Here is an 18,597-nt window from a genome sequence, read left to right as displayed (position 1 = left end):
TGGAGGCGTGGACAGGCAAGAACTCGCGGCATTCCTGCGCAGCCGGCGTGAGCGGATCTCCCCCGCTGAGGTCGGGCTGCCCCGTGGCCCGCGGCGCCGTACTCCCGGGCTGCGGCGCGAGGAGGTGGCGCAGCTGGCGTTCATCTCGACGGAGTACTACACGCGGCTGGAGCAGGCGCGGGGGCCGCGTCCGTCGCGGGAGGTGCTCGGCGGGCTGGCACGGGCGCTGCGGTTGTCCGACGCCGAGCGCACCCATCTGCACCACCTGGCCGGTGCCCCGCCGGGGCCGCCGCCCGGGCCGCCGCGTGAGGTGCGGCAGAGTCTGCTCGACCTGCTGCACCGGCTCCCGCAGTCCGCCGCCTTCGTGACCTCCGCGACCTGCGAGGTGCTGGCCTGGAACGATCTGGCGGCCGCCCTCATGGAGGACTTCTCCGCGCTGCCCCCGCGCGGGCGCAACCTCATCCGCCGCGCCTTCCTCGACCCGTACCCGGAGGGCCGGAGGCTGTACGGGGTGTCGGACGTGGACGCCTTCGCACGGCTCTCGGCGCAGCGCCTGCGGGCCACCGCCGCGCGCTACCCCGACGCCCCCGAGGTCACCGGGCTGGTGGCCGAACTCCTCGCCGGGAGCGAGGAGTTCCGGCGGCTGTGGGAGTCGCACGACGTGTCCGCCGAGCCCACCCTGTGCAAGACCTTCCAGCACCCGGTGGTGGGCCCGGTCACGGTCAACTGCGACGCCCTCGACATCACCGACCGGGACCAGCAGGTGGTGATCTACACCGCCACCCCGGGGTCGCCGTCGGAGGAGGCGCTGCGGCTGCTGTCGGTGATCGGGACCCAGCGGATGGATCCTCAGCAGGTGGACTTCCCGGCGTAGACCGCCAGGGCGGTGTTCGAGGCCAGGGTGGCGGTGAACTGGCCGCTCGCATTGACCGTCACCGGCGTGTTCGCCTGCACGTTGCAGTACGTCCCGGCCGGCAGCGAGGTCTGGTACGTCCGGGTCAGGGAGCCCGTCTCGTGGTTGATGGCCACGTAGCCCTTCGCGCCCCGCCCGAAGGCGATCGCGTCGGCGCCGTCGTCCCACCAGTCGGTCATCGCCTCGCCGCGCACCGCGTTGCGGAAGGCGACCATGCGGATGATCTCGGGCCAGGCGTGCTGGCACTTCCAGCCGTCCTGCCAGCAGGAGTTGACGACACCGTTGTTCGGCGGGCCGGCGTCGGCGTCCGTCCACTCGTAGCCGGAGTTGATGTCCGGGGCGCCGTAGGGGTAGGCGAGCATGAAGACGTTGGCGAGCGTGTAGTTGGCGCCGTCCTTGTAGTTGAGCGTGCTGCCGTTGCGCTCGGTGTCGTGGTTGTCGACGAAGACCCCGGCGACCGAGCTGCTCATATAGCCCCAGCCCTCGCCGTAGTTCTTGAGGTAGGCGAGGTTCTCGTTGTTGAAGACGCGCTTGAGGTCGTAGGCGTAGCGGAACTCCTGGACGTCGCCGTTGCCGGTGTACTCGGTGGGCTGGACGGCCTCTCCGGCGCCGTAGATGACCTCCTGCTTCCAGTACACGGACGGGTTGGTCAGCCGGGTCTTGATGTTGGCGAGGTCCTCGGCCGGGATGTGCTTGGCCGCGTCGATGCGGAAGCCGTCGACGCCGAGGCTCAGCAGGTCGTTCAGGTAGCCGGCGATGGTCTTGCGGACGTACTCCTCGCCGGTGTCCAGGTCGGCCAGGCCGACGAGTTCGCAGTGCTGGACGTTCCAGCGGTCGGCGTAGTTGGAGACGAGGGAGGTGCAGTCGTCGAAGTCGTACGAGGAGTACAGGCCGGGGTAGTTGTACTTCGTGTACGAGGAGCCGCCGGTGCCGGTGCCGCTGCCCGCCGACATGTGGTTGACGACGGTGTCGACGACGACCTTCACGCCCGCCGCGTGGCAGGTGTTCACCATGTTCTGGAAGGACGTGCGGTCGCCGAGCCGGCCCGCGATCTTGTACGACACCGGTTGGTACGACGTCCACCACTGCGAGCCCTGTATGTGCTCGGCGGGCGGGGAGACCTGGACGTATCCGTAGCCGGCGGGGCCGAGGGTGCTGGTGCACTCCTTGGCGACCGAGCCGTAGTTCCACTCGAAGAGGACGGCGGTGACGTCCTTGGTGCCGGGTGGGGAGGCATGCGCGAGAGTCGGGTTCATGACAAAGGCGGCAGCCGCGAGGGCGGCGGTCGCGGCAAGGGTCCTGCGGGCCATGTGGGGGCTCCTTCACCGTTGAAGGTTCTTGCAGCAAACTTTCTGCAAACTTGCGGTGACGGAGATGTTAAGGGCCCGCTGCCTGAAAAGGCAGCGGGCCGTGTGAAGTTGATGCAAGAACTTTCAGAGGCGCGTGAACCACACCGTCGTGTCCGCCGGCACCTTCGCCTCGCCGTCGGCCTCCGTCAGCTCACCGCTGGCGAGCAGCACCCGGCCGTACGCCGGAGTCGTCACCGACTCCCCGCCGGTGTTCGCGACGCAGACGAACTCCCCGCGCCGGAAGGCGAGTACGCCCTCCGGGGCACGCAGCCACTCCACCGCGTCACCGGCGCCGAGGTCGGGCTGGGCACGGCGGGCGCTCAGCGCGGCGCGGTACAGCTCCAGCGTCGAACCGGCCACCCCCGTCTGCGCCTCCACGCTCAGCTCGCCCCAACTGGCGGGCTGCGGCAGCCAGCTGCCCCCGCCGCCGAAGCCGTACGAGGAGCCCTCCCGGGTCCACGGGATCGGCACCCGGCACCCGTCGCGGAAGCCGTCCTGACCGGCGCCCCGGAAGTACGCGGGGTCCTGGCGGACCTCGTCGGGCAGGTCGACGACGTCCGGGAGACCGAGTTCCTCGCCCTGGTAGACATAGGCCGAGCCGGGCAGCGCCAGCATCAGCAGCGTCGCCGCCCGGGCCCGCCGCAGCCCCAGTTCCCGGTCACCGGCCAGGCGGATCTGGGTGCCGAGGCCGGGCGGGTTGGCGAAGCGGGTGGCGTGCCGGGTGACGTCGTGGTTGGAGAGGACCCAGGTGGCGGGGGCGCCGACCGGGCGCATCGCCTCCAGCGTGCGGTCGATGACCTTGCGGAGTTCCGCGGCGTCCCACTCCGTGCTCAGGTACTGGAAGTTGAAGGCCTGGTGGAGTTCGTCCGGGCGGACGTAGTTGGCGGTGCGCTCGATGGTCGGGGTCCACGCCTCGGCGACGAAGATGCGCTCACCGGCGTACTCGTCGAGGACGTGCCGCCACTGCCGGTAGACCTCGTGCACGCCGTCCTGGTCGAAGAACGGCATGACATCGTTGCCCAGCAGCTTGAGTTGGTCGGCGTCGCCGATGTCCGGAAGCCCCTCCGCCTTCACCAGGCCATGGGCGACGTCGATGCGGAAGCCGTCCACGCCCATGTCCAGCCAGAAGCGCAGGATGGAGCGGAACTCGTCGCCGACGGCCGGGTGGTCCCAGTTGAAGTCGGGCTGCTCCGGGGCGAAGAGGTGGAGGTACCACTCGCCGTCGGCCACCCGGGTCCACGCGGGCCCGCCGAAGATGGACTCCCAGTCGTTGGGCGGGAGTTCGCCGTTCTCGCCCTTGCCCGGACGGAAGTGGTACCGGTCGCGCGACGGCGAGCCGGGGCCCTCCGCCAGCGCCCGCTTGAACCACTCGTGCTGGTCGGAGGAGTGGTTCGGCACCAGGTCGACGATGATCCTGAGGCACAGTCCATGGGCGTCCCGGATCAGCGCGTCCGCGTCCAGCAGGTTGCCGAACATGGGGTCGACGGCCCGGTAGTCGGCGACGTCGTAGCCGGCGTCGGCCTGCGGGGAGGCGTAGAACGGGCTGAGCCACACGGCGTCGACACCGAGGTCGCGCAGGTACGGCAGTCTGGAACGTACGCCCTCCAGGTCGCCCATGCCGTCGCCGTTGCTGTCGGCGAAGCTGCGCGGATAGACCTGGTAGATCACCGCGTCCCGCCACCAGTCGCGCCGTTTGGCGACGGTGGCGGTGACGGGGGCCGGTGCGGCGGATTGCTGCTGGCTCATGGCGTCCTTGATGCGTCGTAACAGGGTCATCGGGTCAGAGATGGATGGTGAGGCGGCCGTGGCCACAGCGGGGTCGGTTGGAGACCACGGCCGCCACCCACGCCCCGTAAGGGGCGCGGGGCTCTATCGATTTGCGGCTTCCGCCGCGTGGGCGCGACCAGCCACGACGGCGCCGCAGACGAAACACGGCCCATCGCGGCAGCGCCCCGCGTCAGCCCTTCGTGCCGCCCGCCGTAAGCCCCGTCACCAGGTTCTTCTGCACGAGGTAGAAGAACACGGACACGGGTATCGCGATCAGCACCGCCGTCGCGGCCATCAGGTTGCGCTGCGCGTCGTGCTCGCTGATGAACGTCTGCAGACCGACGGCGAGGGTGTACTTCTGGTCGTCCAGCATGAACGTCGTGGCGAAGGCGACCTCGCCGAACGCGGTGATGAAGCTGTAGAACGCGGCGACCGCGAGGCCCGGCTTGGCGAGCGGCAGGATCAGTCGCGCGAACGTCCCGAAGGGGCTCAGTCCGTCGACGCGTCCGGCCTCGTCGATCTCGAACGGGATCGTGTCGAAGTAGCCCTTGAGCAGCCACGCGCAGTACGGCACCGCCGTCGAGCAGTAGACGAGGATCAGGCCGAGGTAGCTGTCGATGAGCCCGAGGTCGGACAGGATCTGGTACATCGGCACCATGAGGACGGCCACCGGGAACATCTGGGTGACCAGGAGGACCCACATGAACTTCCGGTAGCCCGGGAAGCGCATCCGGGAGACCGCGTAGCCGGTGGTGGCGGCGATCAGGACCCCGATCGCCGTGGTGCCGAGCGAGACGATCAGCGAGCTCTTCAGCCAGTCGAAGAAGCTCGTGTGCTGCAGGACGAACGAGTAGTTGTCGAACGTCATCTTCTTCCAGATGCCGCCCGGGTGGAGGTAGTCGTCCTTGTCCGGTCCGAGGGACAGGAAGACCAGCCAGGCGATCGGGAAGAGCGCGATGAAGCTCGCGGCGACGAGGACGCCGTGGGAGGCGAGGGACGCCGCGAGGCCGCGCTCGCCCCGGCCCCGGATCCCGCGGGGGCGCTCGGCCGGGCCGTCCTCGGTCACCGCGGCGGAGGTCGCGACAGTGGTCGTACTCATGGGAACTCCTGCCTCAGATCGCGAGCTGCTGCTCGTTGCGGTTCAGCCAGCGGCGGTAGAACGAGGTGAAGACGATCAGCACGGCCAGCAGCAGGATGCCGTAGGAGGCCGACTGCGCGAAGTCACGCGGCTGCTGTCCGAAGCCGAGGTAGTAGGCCCAGGTGACGAGGATCTGGGCGTCCGGGGCCGAGGTCGGGCCGAACAGCAGGAAGATGACGGCGAACTGGTTGAAGGTCCAGATGATGCCGAGCAGGACGACGGTGGAGCTGACGGACCTCAGCCCCGGCAGGGTGACGTACCGGAAGCGCTGCCAGGCGCTCGCGCCGTCCATCTCGGCGGCCTCGTACAGGGAGTTGTCGATGGACTGCAGTCCGCCGAGCAGCGAGATCATCATGAACGGCACACCGCACCAGGTGTTGACCATGATGGCGGCGAACCGCTGCCAGAAGGTGTCCTCCAGCCAGGACGGCTGCGGCAGGTGCAGGCTGTGGAGGACGGTGTTGATGATGCCGCCGTCGGAGAGCATGATCCGCCAGCCGAAGACGGTGACGAAGGTGGGGACGGCCCAGGGCACGATGAGCAGCAGCCGGTAGAGGGTGCGGCCGCGCAGCTTCTGGTTGAGCAGCAGGGCGAGGCCCAGGCCGATGGTGTAGTGCAGGGCGACGCACAGGGCCGTCCAGACGACCGTCCAGATGAAGTGCGACCAGAAGCGGTCGTAGGACAGCGGGCCGAACAGGATGTCCTTGTAGTTGTCGAGCCCGACGAACTTGTAGGTGGCGTCGATGTGGTTGACGCCGATCGTGCGCGCGGTGTTCAGGCTGTTGGCGTCGGTGAGCGTCAGGTAGAGGCCGTACACCAGGGGGTAGAGCACGAGGACGCCGAGGACGATCACCACGGGGGCGATCATCGCGTACGCGTACCAGTACTTCTGGTAGCTGTGCTTGAGGCGCTGGCCCAGCCCGGGCCGCGGCGCGCGGTCACCGCGGCGTCTGCCGGTGGCGCGGTCGATGGCGACTGTCATGTTCGACACCTTCTGGAAGTTCTACGGCACTGAGAAACGGCCCTGAGAAGCGGCACTGAGAAGTGGCTGGACGCAGGCCGGTGGCCGCCGGATCCCGCCCCCGGCGTCCGGGAGGATCCGGCGGCCACGGGACTCACTTGCCGAAGTCCGGCACCAGCTTGGCGATGGCCAGTTCGGCGTTGCTCAGGCCCTGGTCCAGGGACTCCTTGCCGCCGGCGATCTTCGGCAGCTCGGTGTCCAGCGGGCCCCACAGGGAGCTGTACTCGGGCAGCGCGGGGCGCGGCTGGGCGGCGGACAGCACGGTCTGGAAGCCGGCGATGCCCGGGTCGGCCTTGACCTCGGCGGTGTAGGCGTCCTCACGGGTGGGCAGCGTCGAGTTCTTCAGGGCGATCTCCGTCTGGGACTTGGCGGAGGTCATGAAGTTGACGAACTTGAGGGCCGCCTTCTGGTGGGCGGAGTCCGAGCCGGCGTAGACGGACAGGTTGTGGCCGCCGGTCGGGGCGCCCGCCTTGCCGGTGGAGCCGGCCGGGACGGTGGCGATGCCGAGGTTGGACTTGTCCTTGAAGGCCGAGCCCTTGTAGAAGTTCGTGATCTCCCAGGGGCCCTGGATGATCGCGCCGACCTGGCCGTTGACGAACGCGTCCTGGATGTGGGCGTAGGCGTCGGCGGTGGTGTCGGCCTTGTGCAGGCCCTGGCCCTTGAAGAGGCTCAGCCAGGTGCCGTAGGCCTTCTTCGCGGCGGCCGAGTCGACGGTGATCTTCTTGGCGGAGGCGTCGACGGTGTCGGTGCCCTCGCCGTAGAGGAAGGTCTGGGCGTAGTAGGCCTGGGTGGAGCCCCAGTAGCCGTAGACGTTCTCCTTGGCGTCGATCTTGAAGGCGTCGGCCTTCAGCTCGTCCCAGGTCTTGGGCGGGGTGGTGATGCCGGCCTTCTGGAAGATCGCCTTGTTGTAGACGAGCGCGAGGGTGTCGGTGACCAGCGGCACGCCGTACGTCTTTCCGTCGTACTGGGCCTGCGTGATCAGGCTGGACTGGAACTTCGACTGGTCCGCGAGGGCCTCGGTGCCGTCCAGCGGCAGGAAGTAGCCCTTCTTGGCGAAGGCGGGGGTCCAGCCGACCTCGGAACGCAGCACGTCCGGGGCGCCCGAGGAGCCGGCGGCGGTGTCGAACTTGTTCTGCGCCTGGTCGAAGGGGACGTTGACGTACTTGACCTTGATGTCCTTGTTGGCGGCCTCGAACTCCTTGACCAAGGCCTGGTACGTCGGTGCCTCATTGGTGGCGTTGGAGGTGTCCCACCAGGTGATGGTGACCGGGCCGTCCGACTTGCTGTCGCTTCCGCTCCCGCCGCACGCCGTCGCCGTGAGGGCGAGGGACGCCACCAGCGCGGAGGCCGCTATGCCACGCCGCATGAGTTCTCCTTGAGGGTGAAAGCCCGGGCCTTCGCTGCCGCCGGGCGTCAGGGAACGTAACAGCGATGCAATGGTTACGAAAGACCTTGCAGAAAAAAAGTGCAAGAGATCTCCGAAGTTATCCGGGCGTGACCTGTCGACGACCGCCGTGAGACGCTTGTTTACGGCGGTAGAGCGCTACGGGGGCTACTTGTGCAAGACTCTGCAAGCTCTTGCCATCACCTTCACGAGGGAGTGCGATGACCCAGCAGCCCGCACCGGGCCGCCCCCCAGGCCGCATCAGGCGCCCGATTGGTGTGCAAGGAGAGATACGACCGGTACAGTCCGGTGCCGTGACCACACGGCTTGCCGACATCGCAGCGCAGGCGGGGGTGAGCGAGGCGACGGTCAGCCGGGTCCTGAACGGGAAGCCGGGCGTCGCCGCCACCACCCGCCAGTCCGTGCTGGCCGCGCTGGACGTGCTCGGCTACGAGCGCCCGGTACGGCTGCGGCAGCGCAGCGAGGGCCTGGTCGGCCTGATCACCCCGGAGCTGGAGAACCCGATATTCCCGGCCCTGGCCCAGGTCATCGGGCAGGCGCTGACCAGGCAGGGCTACACCCCGGTGCTCGCCACCCAGACCCCCGGCGGGTCCACGGAGGACGAGCTGACCGAGATGCTGGTGGACCGCGGGGTCGCGGGCATCATCTACGTCTCCGGGCTGCACGCGGACACGACGGCCGACATGCAGCGGTACGAGCGACTGCGGGCGCAGGGCGTGCCGTTCGTCCTCGTGGACGGCTTCTCGCCGAAGGTGCAGGCGCCGTTCATCTCCCCCGACGACCGGGCCGCGACGACCCTGGCCGTCACCCACCTCGTCTCCCTGGGCCACACCCGTATCGGGCTCGCCCTCGGCCCCAAGCGCTTCGTCCCCGTGCAGCGCAAGATCGAGGGTTTCGTCCGGGCGATGCAGGACCAGCTGGGCCTGACCGCCGCCACGATCGAGTCCGAGCTGGTCCAGCACTCCCTCTACACCCTGGAGGGCGGTCAGGCCGCCACCACGGCGCTGATCGACCGGAACTGCACGGCGATCGTCTGCGCCAGCGACATGATGGCCCTCGGAGCGATACGGGCGGTCCGCCAGCGCGGCCTCGACGTCCCCCGGGACGTCTCGGTGGTCGGCTTCGACGACTCCCCGCTGATCGCCTTCACGGACCCGCCGCTCACCACCGTCCGCAAGCCGGTGCCGGCGATGGGCCAGGCCGCGGTGCGGACCCTGCTGGAGGAGATCGGCGGCACGCCGGCCCCGCACAGCGAGTTCGTTTTCATGCCCGAATTGGTGGTACGCGGTTCGACGGCGTCCGCGCCGAACCTGGGAAACATCCGGGCAGTACCTGGGAAGTAGTCACCTCGCCGTAGAACATGCGCGGTCAACCCGACCTTGGGATGATCTGTCGGAGACGCCTCTTCTGGCAGACTCTGTGCCTATGAGTGACTCGACCGTGACGGAGTCGGAAGGTCGCGCACAACAGGCCCTTCCGGGGACCGTCACGGGTGAAGAAGAACAGGGGCTCCTGCGCCGGCTGCGCACCCCGCGTCGGCCGCCGCTCTGGTTCGAGATCCTGCTGATCGCGGTGAGTTACTGGACCTACTCGCTGATCCGCAACGCGGTCCCGGAGCAGAAGGCGCAGGCGCTGCGCAACGCCGACTGGATCTGGCAGGCCGAGCACCGGCTGGGGATCGCCGTCGAGGACTCGGTCAACCACGCCGTCAACTCGGCGACTTGGCTCATCGTCGGCATGAACTACTACTACGCGACGCTGCACTTCGTGGTGACGCTGAGCGTGCTGGTGTGGCTCTACCGCAGCCATCCCGGCCGCTACGCTGCGGCCCGCCTCGCGCTCTTCGCGACGACGGGCGTGGCCCTCCTCGGCTACTACCTGTTCCCGCTCGCCCCGCCACGGCTGATGAACGGCGACGGCTTCGTCGACACGGTGATGGTCCACCACACCTGGGGTTCGATGGCCTCCGGCGACCTGAAGCACATGTCGAACCAGTACGCGGCGATGCCGTCGATGCACATCGGCTGGTCCCTGTGGTGCGGCCTGACGGTCTTCGCGCTGGCGTCGGTGCCATGGGTACGCGTGCTGGGCCTCCTCTACCCGGCGACGACGCTCCTCGTCATCGTCGCCACGGCCAACCACTTCTGGCTGGACGCGGTGGGCGGCGCGCTGTGCCTGGCCTTCGGGTTCATGGTGGCCCGGCTGTGGTACGGGGCGCTGCCGTACACACTGCCGCGGGTGCCAGGAGGAGTTCGGCGGGAGGCGCCGCGGGAAGTGCCGTTGGAAGTGCCGCAATAGCTCGTCGGGCGTCGGGGAGGGGGCGCGTTCGGTCACCCCCGGTGCACCACGCACCCCCCGGTCACCGTCAGTCGTACCGGTGCCTCCCGCACCTCGTCGGCCGGAGCCGCCACCGGATCCAGGCCGAGAGCCGTCAGGTCGGCGCGGTGGCCCACCGCGATACGGCCCGCCTCCGTAGCCTCCCCCGCCGCCCGTGCCGCATGGCTCGTGCAGCCCTCCAGTGCCTCCAGGCCGGTCAGCCCCGCCCGTGCCGACGCCGCGCCCCTCGGTGCGCGGGCCGTCGCCAGGACGGCGCGTACGTCGTAGTGGGCGATCGGCCAGTCCGAGCCCAGGGCGACCGTCGCGCCCGCGTCACGCAGGTCGCGCAGGCGCCAGGCGTGCCCGGCGCGGTCCGCCCCCAGCCGGCGGGACCACTCGTCCGTACCGTCGGCCCGGGTGTACGCGGTGTGCGGCGGCTGCATCGACGCGGCCACCCCCAGTTCGGCGAAGCGGGGCAGCAGGGCGTCCGGCGCCGTTTCGATGTGCTCGACGCGGTGCCGGCCCGCGGCGCCGGGCCCCAGCCCCGCCACCACGTCCAGGACGTGCCGTACCGCCGCGTCCCCGATCGCGTGCGTGGCCGTCCGCACCCCGGCCGCGTGCAGCTGCCGTACGGCGGCCGCGTACTCCTCCGGGTCGGGCCAGAACGCCTCCGTCCCCTGGCCGTGGCAGTCCGCGTGCTCCAGCCAGGCGGTGCCGCCCTCCACCGTGCCGTCCATGAAGAACTTGACCCCGCCGACCACCCAGTGCCGCCCGCCCCGCCCCTGCGCGGCGACCAGTTCCGCCAGCCCGGCCTCGTCGACCCCCGGCATGCACCAGGGCGCGAAGCGCAGCCGCACCGGCAGCACGGTCTCCCGCGCCACCGCCCCGACCAGCTCCGCGTCCCCCGCGTCCATGACGTGCGCGCCGGTCAGCCCGGTCGCCGCCATCGCGCCGAGCAGTTCGACGAGCCGTTCCCGGCGGGCCGCGTACGACGGACGGGGCATGGCCCGCTCGACCAGTTGCATCGCCGCGTGCTCGACGAGGTGCCCGGTGGGCCGCCCCTCGCCGTCGCAGACCACCTGCGCCCGCTGGGCGAACGCCCGCGGCCCGGTGACGCCCGCCACGGCCAGCGCCGCGCCGCTCACGAGCGCGGAGTGGCCGTCGTAGAGCCGCAGAAAGGCCGGCGCGCCGCCGAGCACGTCCTCGACGAGGGCGCGGTCGACCGGCCGGCCCTCGAACGCGTTGTGGTCGAGGCCGAAGCCGATCACCCAGCCGTCGGTCCACCCGGCCCCGGTCAGCGCCGCCTTCAGCCCGGCCAGGTCGGTCACCCCCGACAGATCCACGCCGGTCGCCATGTCCAGGCCCCACACCGGGTGGCTGTGCGCGTCCACCAGGCCGGGCACCAGGTGCGCGCCGGCCAGCTCCACGACCTCGGTGCCGGGACCCCGCCAGCCGCGTACGTCGCGGTCGTCGCCGACGGCGGCGATCACCCCGTCACGGACGGCGACGGCGGTGGCGTACGGCCGTTCGGGGTCGAGGGTGCGGACCTCGGCGCCGGTGAGGATCAGGTCGGGAGCGGCGGTCATGACGGGGTGAACTCCTTGTGTCCGGTACGGCTATTCGGCGGGCTCTGCGGCGAAGTCCGCGTACACGGCGGGCCGTTCGCGGCGCAGCCACCATGCCAGGCCGAGGCCCGCGACGAAGACGGCGGGCGCGATGACGATCAGCAGGGTGTTGACGGTGGTGGAGGCGCCGGTGAACAGGTCGATGTGGGTGATGACCAGCCCTATGGCGGTGGCGAGCAGGACGGCGGCGACGGTCGGGGCGACCACGGTCCGTACCACGCCCTCCTCGTGCCGGACCTTCCTGAAGTAGCAGGGCACGGCGATCGCGGCGAGCAGCTGGAGCGCGAACAGGCCGATCATTCCGGGGGTGTTGACCCACAGCAGCAGCTGGTTGTACGGGTCGGCTCCCGCCGCCCAGAAGCCGACCACGACCACCAGCCCCACCACGGTCTGCGCGATGCCGGCCATGTACGGGGAGCGGTGCCGGGGGTGGATGGTCCCCAGCCTCTTCGGCAGCACGCCCTCCTCGGCGAGGGCGAGGGCGTACCGGTTGATGGCGTTGTGGAAGGCGAGGAGCGAGGCGATGATGCTGGTCACGATGAAGATGTGCATCAGGTCGGCCGCCCAGCCGCCCACGTAGGTGGTGATGGCGGTGAAGAAGAGCCCGCCGGGGTCCTTGGCGGCGGCCGCGATGACGTCCTTGTTCCCGAAGGCCTGGATGACGATCCACACCATGAAGGCGTAGAAGAGGCCGAGGAAGGCGACGGCCGCATAGGTGGCGCGCGGCACCGTGCGCTCGGGGTCGCGGGCCTCGCGGCGGTAGATGACGGTCGACTCGAAGCCGGTGAAGGCGGCGAAGGCGAAGGCCAGCACGACGGCGGTGCCGGAGACGAACACGTGGCCGGGGGCGAAGGAGGCGCCGGACAGTCCGTGCGCGCCGCCCTTGACCAGCACCCCGCCCGCGAGCAGCACGAGGATCCCGGTCTCGGCCAGCAGCAGCACGCCCAGCACCTTGGCGCCGAACTCGATGGAGCGGTAGCCGCCGTAGCCGATGAGGAGGAGTCCGGCGAGGGCGATCGGCAGCCAGGGGACGTCGACGCCGAAGAGGGCTTTGGCGGTGTCCCGCCCTGCGCTGCCGAGCAGGCCGTAGACGCCGATCTCCATGCCGTTGTAGCCGATGAGGGCGAGCAGGGCGGCGCCGATGCCGACGGGGCGGCCGAGGCCGCGGGTGATGTACGCGTAGAACGCGCCGCCGCTCCTGATGTGCCGGCTCATGGTGGTGAAGCCGACGGCGAAGACGGCGAGGGTGATGCCGGCGATCAGGTAGCCGGCGGGGGCGCCGATGCCGCCGAGCAGGATGGCGAGGGGGGCGACGCCGGCCATCACGGTGAGCGGGGCGGCGGCGGAGATGACGAAGAAGGCGATGTCGGCGGTGCCGAGCGAGCCGGAGCGGAGAGTCGCCGTTGTGGGCGGCGTGCTCTCCTCGCGAGCGGTGACGGACATGGGGAGGAGCCCTTCGAGCGCGACGGACGGGAGGGTTCCGGGCGTGCGGGATGACCGGCGCTACCAGGGCAGGGACTGCCCCGGACCCGTAAATCTAAAGCCTTTCGGTTTTGGCAATGTAGCCTCCTCCTGGACATCCGGGAAGACCCGTTTCACACCTTCAGGAGAGAACACACAGATGGGACGGCCGCGCACCCCGCTCCTCGACCGGGAGCGGATCACCACGACGGCGCTGCAACTCGTGGACGAACAGGGCGACTTCAGCGTCCCGCAGATAGCGAAGCGGCTCGGCACACAGGCCGGCTCGCTGTACCACCATGTGGACGGCCGGGACGGCATCGTCGAACTGCTGCGCGAACGGGTCGCATCCGCGATCGATCCGGCGACCCTGGACCTGGCCCCCTGGGACACCGCCGTGGAGTCCTGGGCCCGCTCCTACCGGGCCGCGTTCGCCGCCCACCCGCGGGCGATCCCGCTCCTGATGACCTCACCGGTCCGGGCGCCCCGGGTCCTGGAGCAGTACGAGCGCGCGGTCACGGTGCTCCTGGACGCGGGCTTCGCCCCGGCGGACATGATGCCGCTGCTGATCGCCCTGGAGAACCTGGTCCTCGGCTCGGCACTGGACCTGGCGGCCCCGGAGACGATGTGGGAACTGACGACGGAGACACCGACCCCGCACCTGGCCCAGGCCCTGACGGCAGCGGCCGAAGGCAGAGCGGACCGAGCCTTCGAGCTGGGCCTGACGGGCCTGATGAACCACGCGAGGGCGTTGCTTGCAGCGCCCCTTTAGGGGCGCGGGGAACTGCGCGAGCAACCACGAACCACCCGCACCCGAAACACAACGGAACGCCCCCGGATCCAACCCCCTACGCCCCGTAGAAGAGCTCCTCCACAACCGCCCGGGCCCTCCGCGCAGTCCGCCGATACGCATCGAGCATGTCCCCGGCATGCCCGTCCCCGTACCCCAGATACCGCCCGACCGCAGCCAACTCCCGGCTCTCCGAAGGAAACGTGTCGCCGCCCCGCCCCCGCACCAGCATCACGGCGTTGCGCACCCGCGTGGCCAGCACCCACGCCTCGTCCAGTGTCCCGGCCTCCTCGGCCCCCAGCAGCCCCGCCGCACACGCCGCGGCCAGCGCCTCCCGCGTCCGGGTGGTCCGCAGCCCCGGCTCGGCCCACCCGTGCCGCAGCTGCAGCAGCTGCACGGTCCACTCCACGTCGGACAGCCCGCCCGGCCCGAGCTTCGTGTGCAGCTTCGGGTCGGCCCCGCGCGGCAGCCGCTCCGACTCCATCCGTGCCTTCAGCCGCCGGATCTCGCGCACCGCCTCGTCCCCGAGCCCCTCCGCCGGATACCGCAGCGGATCGATCAGCTCGACGAACCGGCGCCCCAACTCCTCGTCCCCGGCAACCGGTTCGGCGCGCAACAGGGCCTGCGACTCCCACACCAGCGACCAGCGCCGGTAGTACGCCTCGTAGGACTTCAGCGTGCGCACCAGCGGCCCGGACTTGCCCTCGGGCCGCAGGTCGGCGTCGATGAGCAGCGGCGGGTCGGCGCTGGGGACCTGGAGCAGCCGGCGCATCTCGGCGACCACCTTGTTGGCGGCGTCGGCGGCCTCCCGCTCGTCCACACCCTCCTGGGGCTCGTGCACGAAGACGACGTCCGCGTCGGAGCCGTAGCCCAGCTCGTGCCCCCCGAACCGGCCCATGCCGATCATCGCGAACCGGGTCGGCAGGGTGTTGCCCCAGCCGTCGCGGACGACCGCGCGCAGCGTGCCGGCGAGGGTCGCCGCCGTGAGGTCGGAGACCGCGGCGCCGACCCGGTCGACCAGGGCGCCCTGGTCGGCCTCGGCGGGCTTGGTCTCGGTGCCGTAGGAGTCGACGATGTCGGCGGCGGCCGTACGGAACAGCTCGCGGCGGCGCACGCCGCGCGCCGCCCGTACCCCGTCCTCGGCGTTCTCGGCGCGGCCGACGGCGGCGAGGATCTCCTGCTCCAGATGGGCGCGGCCGCGCGGCTCCAGGCCCCCGCCGGGCCCGCCCCCGTCGCTGTCGCCCAGCAGGGCCACCGCCTCCGGGGCGCGCATCAGCAGGTCGGGGGCGAGGCGTCCGGCGGACAGCACGCGCGCGAGGTTCTCGGCGGCGGCACCCTCGTCCCGCAACAGCCGTAGGTACCAGGGGGTCTTGCCCAGGGCGTCGGACACCTTGCGGAAGTTCAGCAGACCCGCGTCCGGGTCGGCGGAGTCGGCGAACCAGCCCAACAGGACGGGCAGCAGGGTGCGTTGGATCGCGGCCTTGCGGGTGACGCCGGAGGCGAGGGCCTCCAGGTGGCGCAGCGCGGCGGCCGGGTCGGTGTAGCCGAGGGCCTCGAGCCGTTCCCGGGCCGCCTCGGCGCTCAACCTGGATTCGCCGGGCGCGAGTTGGGCGACGGCGTCGAGCAGCGGCCGGTAGAAGAGCTTCTCGTGCAGACGTCGTACGACACCCGAGTGCCGCTTCCACTCGCGGAGCAGCTCGGTCACCGGGTCGGTGCGCAGGCCCAGCGAACGGCCGAGGCGGCGCAGGTCGGCCTCGCCCTCGGGGACCAGGTGGGTGCGGCGCAGCCGGTAGAGCTGGATGCGGTGCTCCATGGAGCGCAGGAAGCGGTAGGCGTCGTCGAGCTGGAGGGCGTCGGCGCGGCCGACGTATCCGCCGGCGGCGAGCGCCTGGAGGGCGTCCAGGGTGGTCCCGGAACGCAGCGAGGCATCGGCCCGGCCGTGCACCAACTGCAGCAGCTGGACGGCGAATTCGACGTCGCGCAGACCGCCGGGGCCGAGCTTGAGCTCGCGCTCGATCTCGGCGGCGGGGATGTTCTCCACCACCCGCCGGCGCATCTTCTGCACGTCGGGGACGAAGTTCTCGCGCTCGGCGGCCTTCCAGACCAGCGGTTCGAGCGCGTCGATGTACTGCGCTCCCAGCGCGAGGTCGCCGGCGACCGGGCGGGCCTTGAGCAGGGCCTGGAACTCCCAGGTCTTGGCCCAGCGCTGGTAGTAGGCGAGATGGCTGCTGAGGGTGCGGACCAGGGGCCCGTTGCGGCCCTCGGGGCGGAGGTTGGCGTCGACCGGCCAGATCGACCCCTCCACGGTCGTCTCGGAGCAGATCCGCATCATGTGCGAGGCCAGCCTGGTCGCGGACCTCATCGCCTTCTGCTCGTCGGCTGCTCCCCCAGTGCCTGAAGGGCCTGGGGGTGCCCCCAGGGTCTCGCCGACGAAGATGACGTCGACGTCGGAGACGTAGTTCAGCTCGTGGCCGCCGCACTTGCCCATGGCGATCACCGCGAGCCGGCAGACGGCGGCGTCCTCGGGCGCGGCGGTCTCGGCGAGGGCGAGGGCGGCGCGCAGGGTGGCGGTGGCCAGGTCGGCGAGCTCGGCGGCGGTCTCGGCGACGTCCGTCGTGCCGCACACGTCCCGGGCGGCGATGGACAGCAGGCAGCGCCGGTAGGCGACCCGGAGGGAGACCGGGTCGGTGGCCTCGGCGAGACCGCGTTCGAACTCCGCGACCCCGGGGTGCAGGTCCCGGGGCTCGTAGGTGACCAGGGCCTCCCAGTCGCGCGGATGCCGGGCGAGGTGGTCGGCGAGGGCGGCGGAGGCGCCGAGGACACCGAGCAGACGGTCCCGCAGCGGCTTGGCCGCTATCAGGGTGTCCAGCAGCTCGTGGCGGGCGGTGTGGCCGGGCTGGGCCTCCAGGAGCCGTACCAGCCCGTGCAGGGCGAGATCCGGGTCGGCGGTGGCACCGAGTGCCTCCAGGAGGAACGGGTCGTCACGTACGGCGGCCAGCTCGGCGCTGTCGAGGAGCCGCTCGGCGGCCGAGGCATCGGTGAAGCCGTGCCGCAGCAGTCGCGTGAAGGTACTGCTCCTGCGCCCCGGCGTCATCCGCGGCCTCCCTCGGATCGAGAGTCGGATCAAGGTCGTCCACGCCAGAGCCTAACCGCAGAGGCTGTCACGGGCGCCGATGAGTTTCACGCGGGATCGTGGTCAGTACGGGCAAAGGGCCATGGGACGGCCACGGGAGGCATGATGCATGAACCCAAGGGCATGCTGGACACCCGCTACAGCAGCGAGGGCACCTCGGCGCACGACTGGTCCGAGGCGGAGAAGGTACTGACGGATTCCGAGCTGTTCTGGATCTCGACGGTACGGCCGGACGGGCGCCCGCACGTCACCCCGCTGCTCGCGGTGTGGCACGACGGCGCGCTGCACTTCGGCACCGGCCCCGGCGAGCGCAAGGCGCGCAACCTCGCCGGGAACCCGCACGTCGTCCTGACGACCGGCACCAACAGCTGGACCCAGGGGTACGACGTGACCGTCGAGGGCGAGGCCGTACGCGTCACCGACGACGACCGGCTGCGCGAGCTGGCGGCGGCCTGGGAGGCGAAGTACGGCCCGTTCTGGCGCTACGAGGTGGCGGACGGCTGCTTCCACCACGGACCGGGACGCGCCCTGGTCTTCGCGGTGCGGCCGCGCAAGGTCCTCGGCTTCGGCAAGGGGGAGCCGTTCAGCCAGACGAAGTGGGAGTAGGTCACCCGCGAAGAAGCGGGAGCAGTTCATCCGCTCTTCATCCGCCGGGTCGGGTGCGGTGGATCGGGGGATAATTGGCGTGTCCATGCTCTGTCCGCACCGTCACCAGTCCCTCCCTACCCCACTACCGGAGGTTGATGTGTCCGGCAGTTCCGCACGTTCCGGGATGCTCCGCCGTACCCGTACGGCGGTCGCGTCCGCCACCGCCTTCACCGCGGCCGCGGTCGGCCTGTGGACCGGGCTCGGCGGCACGTCCGCGCACGCCGCGAGTGCCGTACCGGCCCCGGACCACGTGATCGTCGTGGTCTTCGAGAACCACGCCTACAGTCAGGTCATCGGCTCCTCCAGCGCCCCGTACATCAACTCGCTGGTCTCCGGCGGCGCCAACCTGACGCAGATGTACGCCGAGACCCACCCCAGCCAGCCCAACTACTACGCCCTGTTCTCCGGCTCCACCCAGGGCGTCACCGACGACAGCTGCGTCACCCCCGGCTTCTCCTCGGCCGCCAACATCGCCTCCGAGCAGCTCGCCGCCGGCCGCACCTGGGCCAGCTACAACGAGACCCTGCCCAGCCAGGGCTCGACCACGTGCAGCAGCGGCAACTACGCGCAGAAGCACAACCCGTGGTTCGGCTTCAGCAACGTACCGACGTCCAGCGCAAAAACGTTCGCCCAGTTCCCGACCGACTACTCCACCCTCCCCCAGCTGTCCTTCGTGACCCCCAACCTGTGCAGCGACATGCACGACTGCTCGGTGTCCACCGGTGACACCTGGCTGAAGAACAACCTGGGCGCGTACGCGACCTGGGCCAAGACCCACAACAGCCTGCTGGTCGTCACCATGGACGAGGACAACCGCCTCGCCGGCAACCGCATCCCGACGGTCCTCTACGGCCAGCCGGTCACCGCGGGCTCGTCCTCCTCCACGACCTACGACCACTACGACCTGCTGCGCACCCTGGAGGACAGCCAGGGCCTGACCACGCACGCGGGCAACGCGGCGTCCTCCTCCGACATCACCGGGATCTGGACGTCCTGACGTGTACGTAGCGGACAGCCGCGCGAGCACTCCG

General features: G+C 70.6%; 14 protein-coding genes. 6 read left to right on the top strand and 8 right to left on the bottom strand.

All coding sequences use genetic code 11. From position 1 onward, the window contains the following. Positions 1-7: 7 nt before the first annotated feature. On the top strand, positions 8-874 hold the full coding sequence (locus AB0D85_RS05125) for a helix-turn-helix transcriptional regulator (RefSeq protein WP_362313780.1): 867 nt from the start codon (positions 8-10) through the stop codon (positions 872-874). Here the strand turns inward: AB0D85_RS05125 and AB0D85_RS05120 are convergent. From AB0D85_RS05120 to AB0D85_RS05100, 5 genes are all read right to left on the bottom strand, one after another. After that, positions 850-2,223, bottom strand: a complete 1,374-nt coding sequence (locus AB0D85_RS05120; RefSeq protein ID WP_362313777.1) for an alpha-amylase family protein — start codon at positions 2,221-2,223, stop codon at positions 850-852. The two genes, AB0D85_RS05125 and AB0D85_RS05120, sit on opposite strands and share 25 nt — an antisense overlap. A 123-nt stretch (positions 2,224-2,346) precedes the next feature. Then, positions 2,347-4,008 carry a glycoside hydrolase family 13 protein gene (locus AB0D85_RS05115; RefSeq protein WP_362313774.1) on the bottom strand — a complete coding sequence of 554 codons (1,662 nt, stop codon included), beginning with the start codon at positions 4,006-4,008 and terminating at the stop codon, positions 2,347-2,349. 211 nt (positions 4,009-4,219) lie between these two features. Next, complete coding sequence (locus AB0D85_RS05110) at positions 4,220-5,128, bottom strand: ABC transporter permease subunit (protein ID WP_362313771.1); 909 nt, start codon at positions 5,126-5,128, stop codon at positions 4,220-4,222. A 13-nt stretch (positions 5,129-5,141) separates the two neighbouring features. After that, a complete protein-coding gene (locus AB0D85_RS05105) occupies positions 5,142-6,149 on the bottom strand; it encodes a sugar ABC transporter permease (RefSeq protein WP_362313768.1) in 1,008 nt (335 codons plus the stop codon). 133 nt (positions 6,150-6,282) lie between these two features. Continuing rightward, positions 6,283-7,554 (bottom strand): extracellular solute-binding protein, encoded by a 1,272-nt coding sequence (locus AB0D85_RS05100; RefSeq protein ID WP_362313765.1) that lies wholly within the window; start codon positions 7,552-7,554, stop codon positions 6,283-6,285. 332 nt (positions 7,555-7,886) lie between these two features. Between AB0D85_RS05100 and AB0D85_RS05095 the strand changes: the two genes are divergently transcribed. Further along, entirely contained in the window at positions 7,887-8,936 is a 1,050-nt protein-coding gene (locus AB0D85_RS05095) for a LacI family DNA-binding transcriptional regulator (RefSeq protein WP_362313762.1), read from the top strand. Positions 8,937-9,018: 82 nt separating this feature from the next. Beyond that, positions 9,019-9,891, top strand: a complete 873-nt coding sequence (locus tag AB0D85_RS05090) for a phosphatase PAP2 family protein (protein WP_362313759.1) — start codon at positions 9,019-9,021, stop codon at positions 9,889-9,891. 32 nt (positions 9,892-9,923) lie between these two features. Here the strand turns inward: AB0D85_RS05090 and AB0D85_RS05085 are convergent, their stop codons facing one another. Together AB0D85_RS05085 and AB0D85_RS05080 are read right to left on the bottom strand one after the other, a co-directional pair. Beyond that, the gene (locus AB0D85_RS05085) at positions 9,924-11,495 is read right to left on the bottom strand and encodes an amidohydrolase (protein ID WP_362313756.1); all 1,572 of its coding nucleotides are present in this window, start codon (positions 11,493-11,495) and stop codon (positions 9,924-9,926) included. A gap of 30 nt (positions 11,496-11,525) precedes the next feature. Then, complete coding sequence (locus AB0D85_RS05080) at positions 11,526-12,977, bottom strand: APC family permease (protein WP_362313753.1); 1,452 nt, start codon at positions 12,975-12,977, stop codon at positions 11,526-11,528. 178 nt (positions 12,978-13,155) lie between these two features. Here AB0D85_RS05080 and AB0D85_RS05075 point away from each other — a divergent pair, with 178 nt between their 5' ends. After that, a complete protein-coding gene (locus tag AB0D85_RS05075) occupies positions 13,156-13,767 on the top strand; it encodes a TetR/AcrR family transcriptional regulator C-terminal domain-containing protein (RefSeq protein WP_362313750.1) in 612 nt (203 codons plus the stop codon). A gap of 76 nt (positions 13,768-13,843) precedes the next feature. On the opposite strand, the gene AB0D85_RS05070 is transcribed toward AB0D85_RS05075, so the two are convergent. After that, entirely contained in the window at positions 13,844-16,879 is a 3,036-nt protein-coding gene (locus AB0D85_RS05070; RefSeq protein WP_362313747.1) for a bifunctional [glutamine synthetase] adenylyltransferase/[glutamine synthetase]-adenylyl-L-tyrosine phosphorylase, read from the bottom strand. A 144-nt stretch (positions 16,880-17,023) separates the two neighbouring features. On the opposite strand from AB0D85_RS05070, the gene AB0D85_RS05065 reads away from it, so the two are divergent. Both AB0D85_RS05065 and AB0D85_RS05060 read left to right on the top strand, forming a co-directional pair. After that, positions 17,024-17,524, top strand: a complete 501-nt coding sequence (locus AB0D85_RS05065) for a pyridoxamine 5'-phosphate oxidase family protein (protein WP_362315164.1) — start codon at positions 17,024-17,026, stop codon at positions 17,522-17,524. Positions 17,525-17,690: 166 nt separating this feature from the next. After that, positions 17,691-18,563 carry an alkaline phosphatase family protein gene (locus AB0D85_RS05060; RefSeq protein ID WP_362315162.1) on the top strand — a complete coding sequence of 291 codons (873 nt, stop codon included), beginning with the start codon at positions 17,691-17,693 and terminating at the stop codon, positions 18,561-18,563. Positions 18,564-18,597 lie beyond the last annotated feature (34 nt).

The sequence above is a fragment of the Streptomyces sp. NPDC048277 genome (genome assembly GCF_040652235.1).
In the GTDB taxonomy this organism is placed as follows: Bacteria; Actinomycetota; Actinomycetes; order Streptomycetales; family Streptomycetaceae; genus Streptomyces.
Note: the sequence above shows the minus strand (reverse complement) of the source record. Positions and strands in the feature narration are given on the sequence as shown.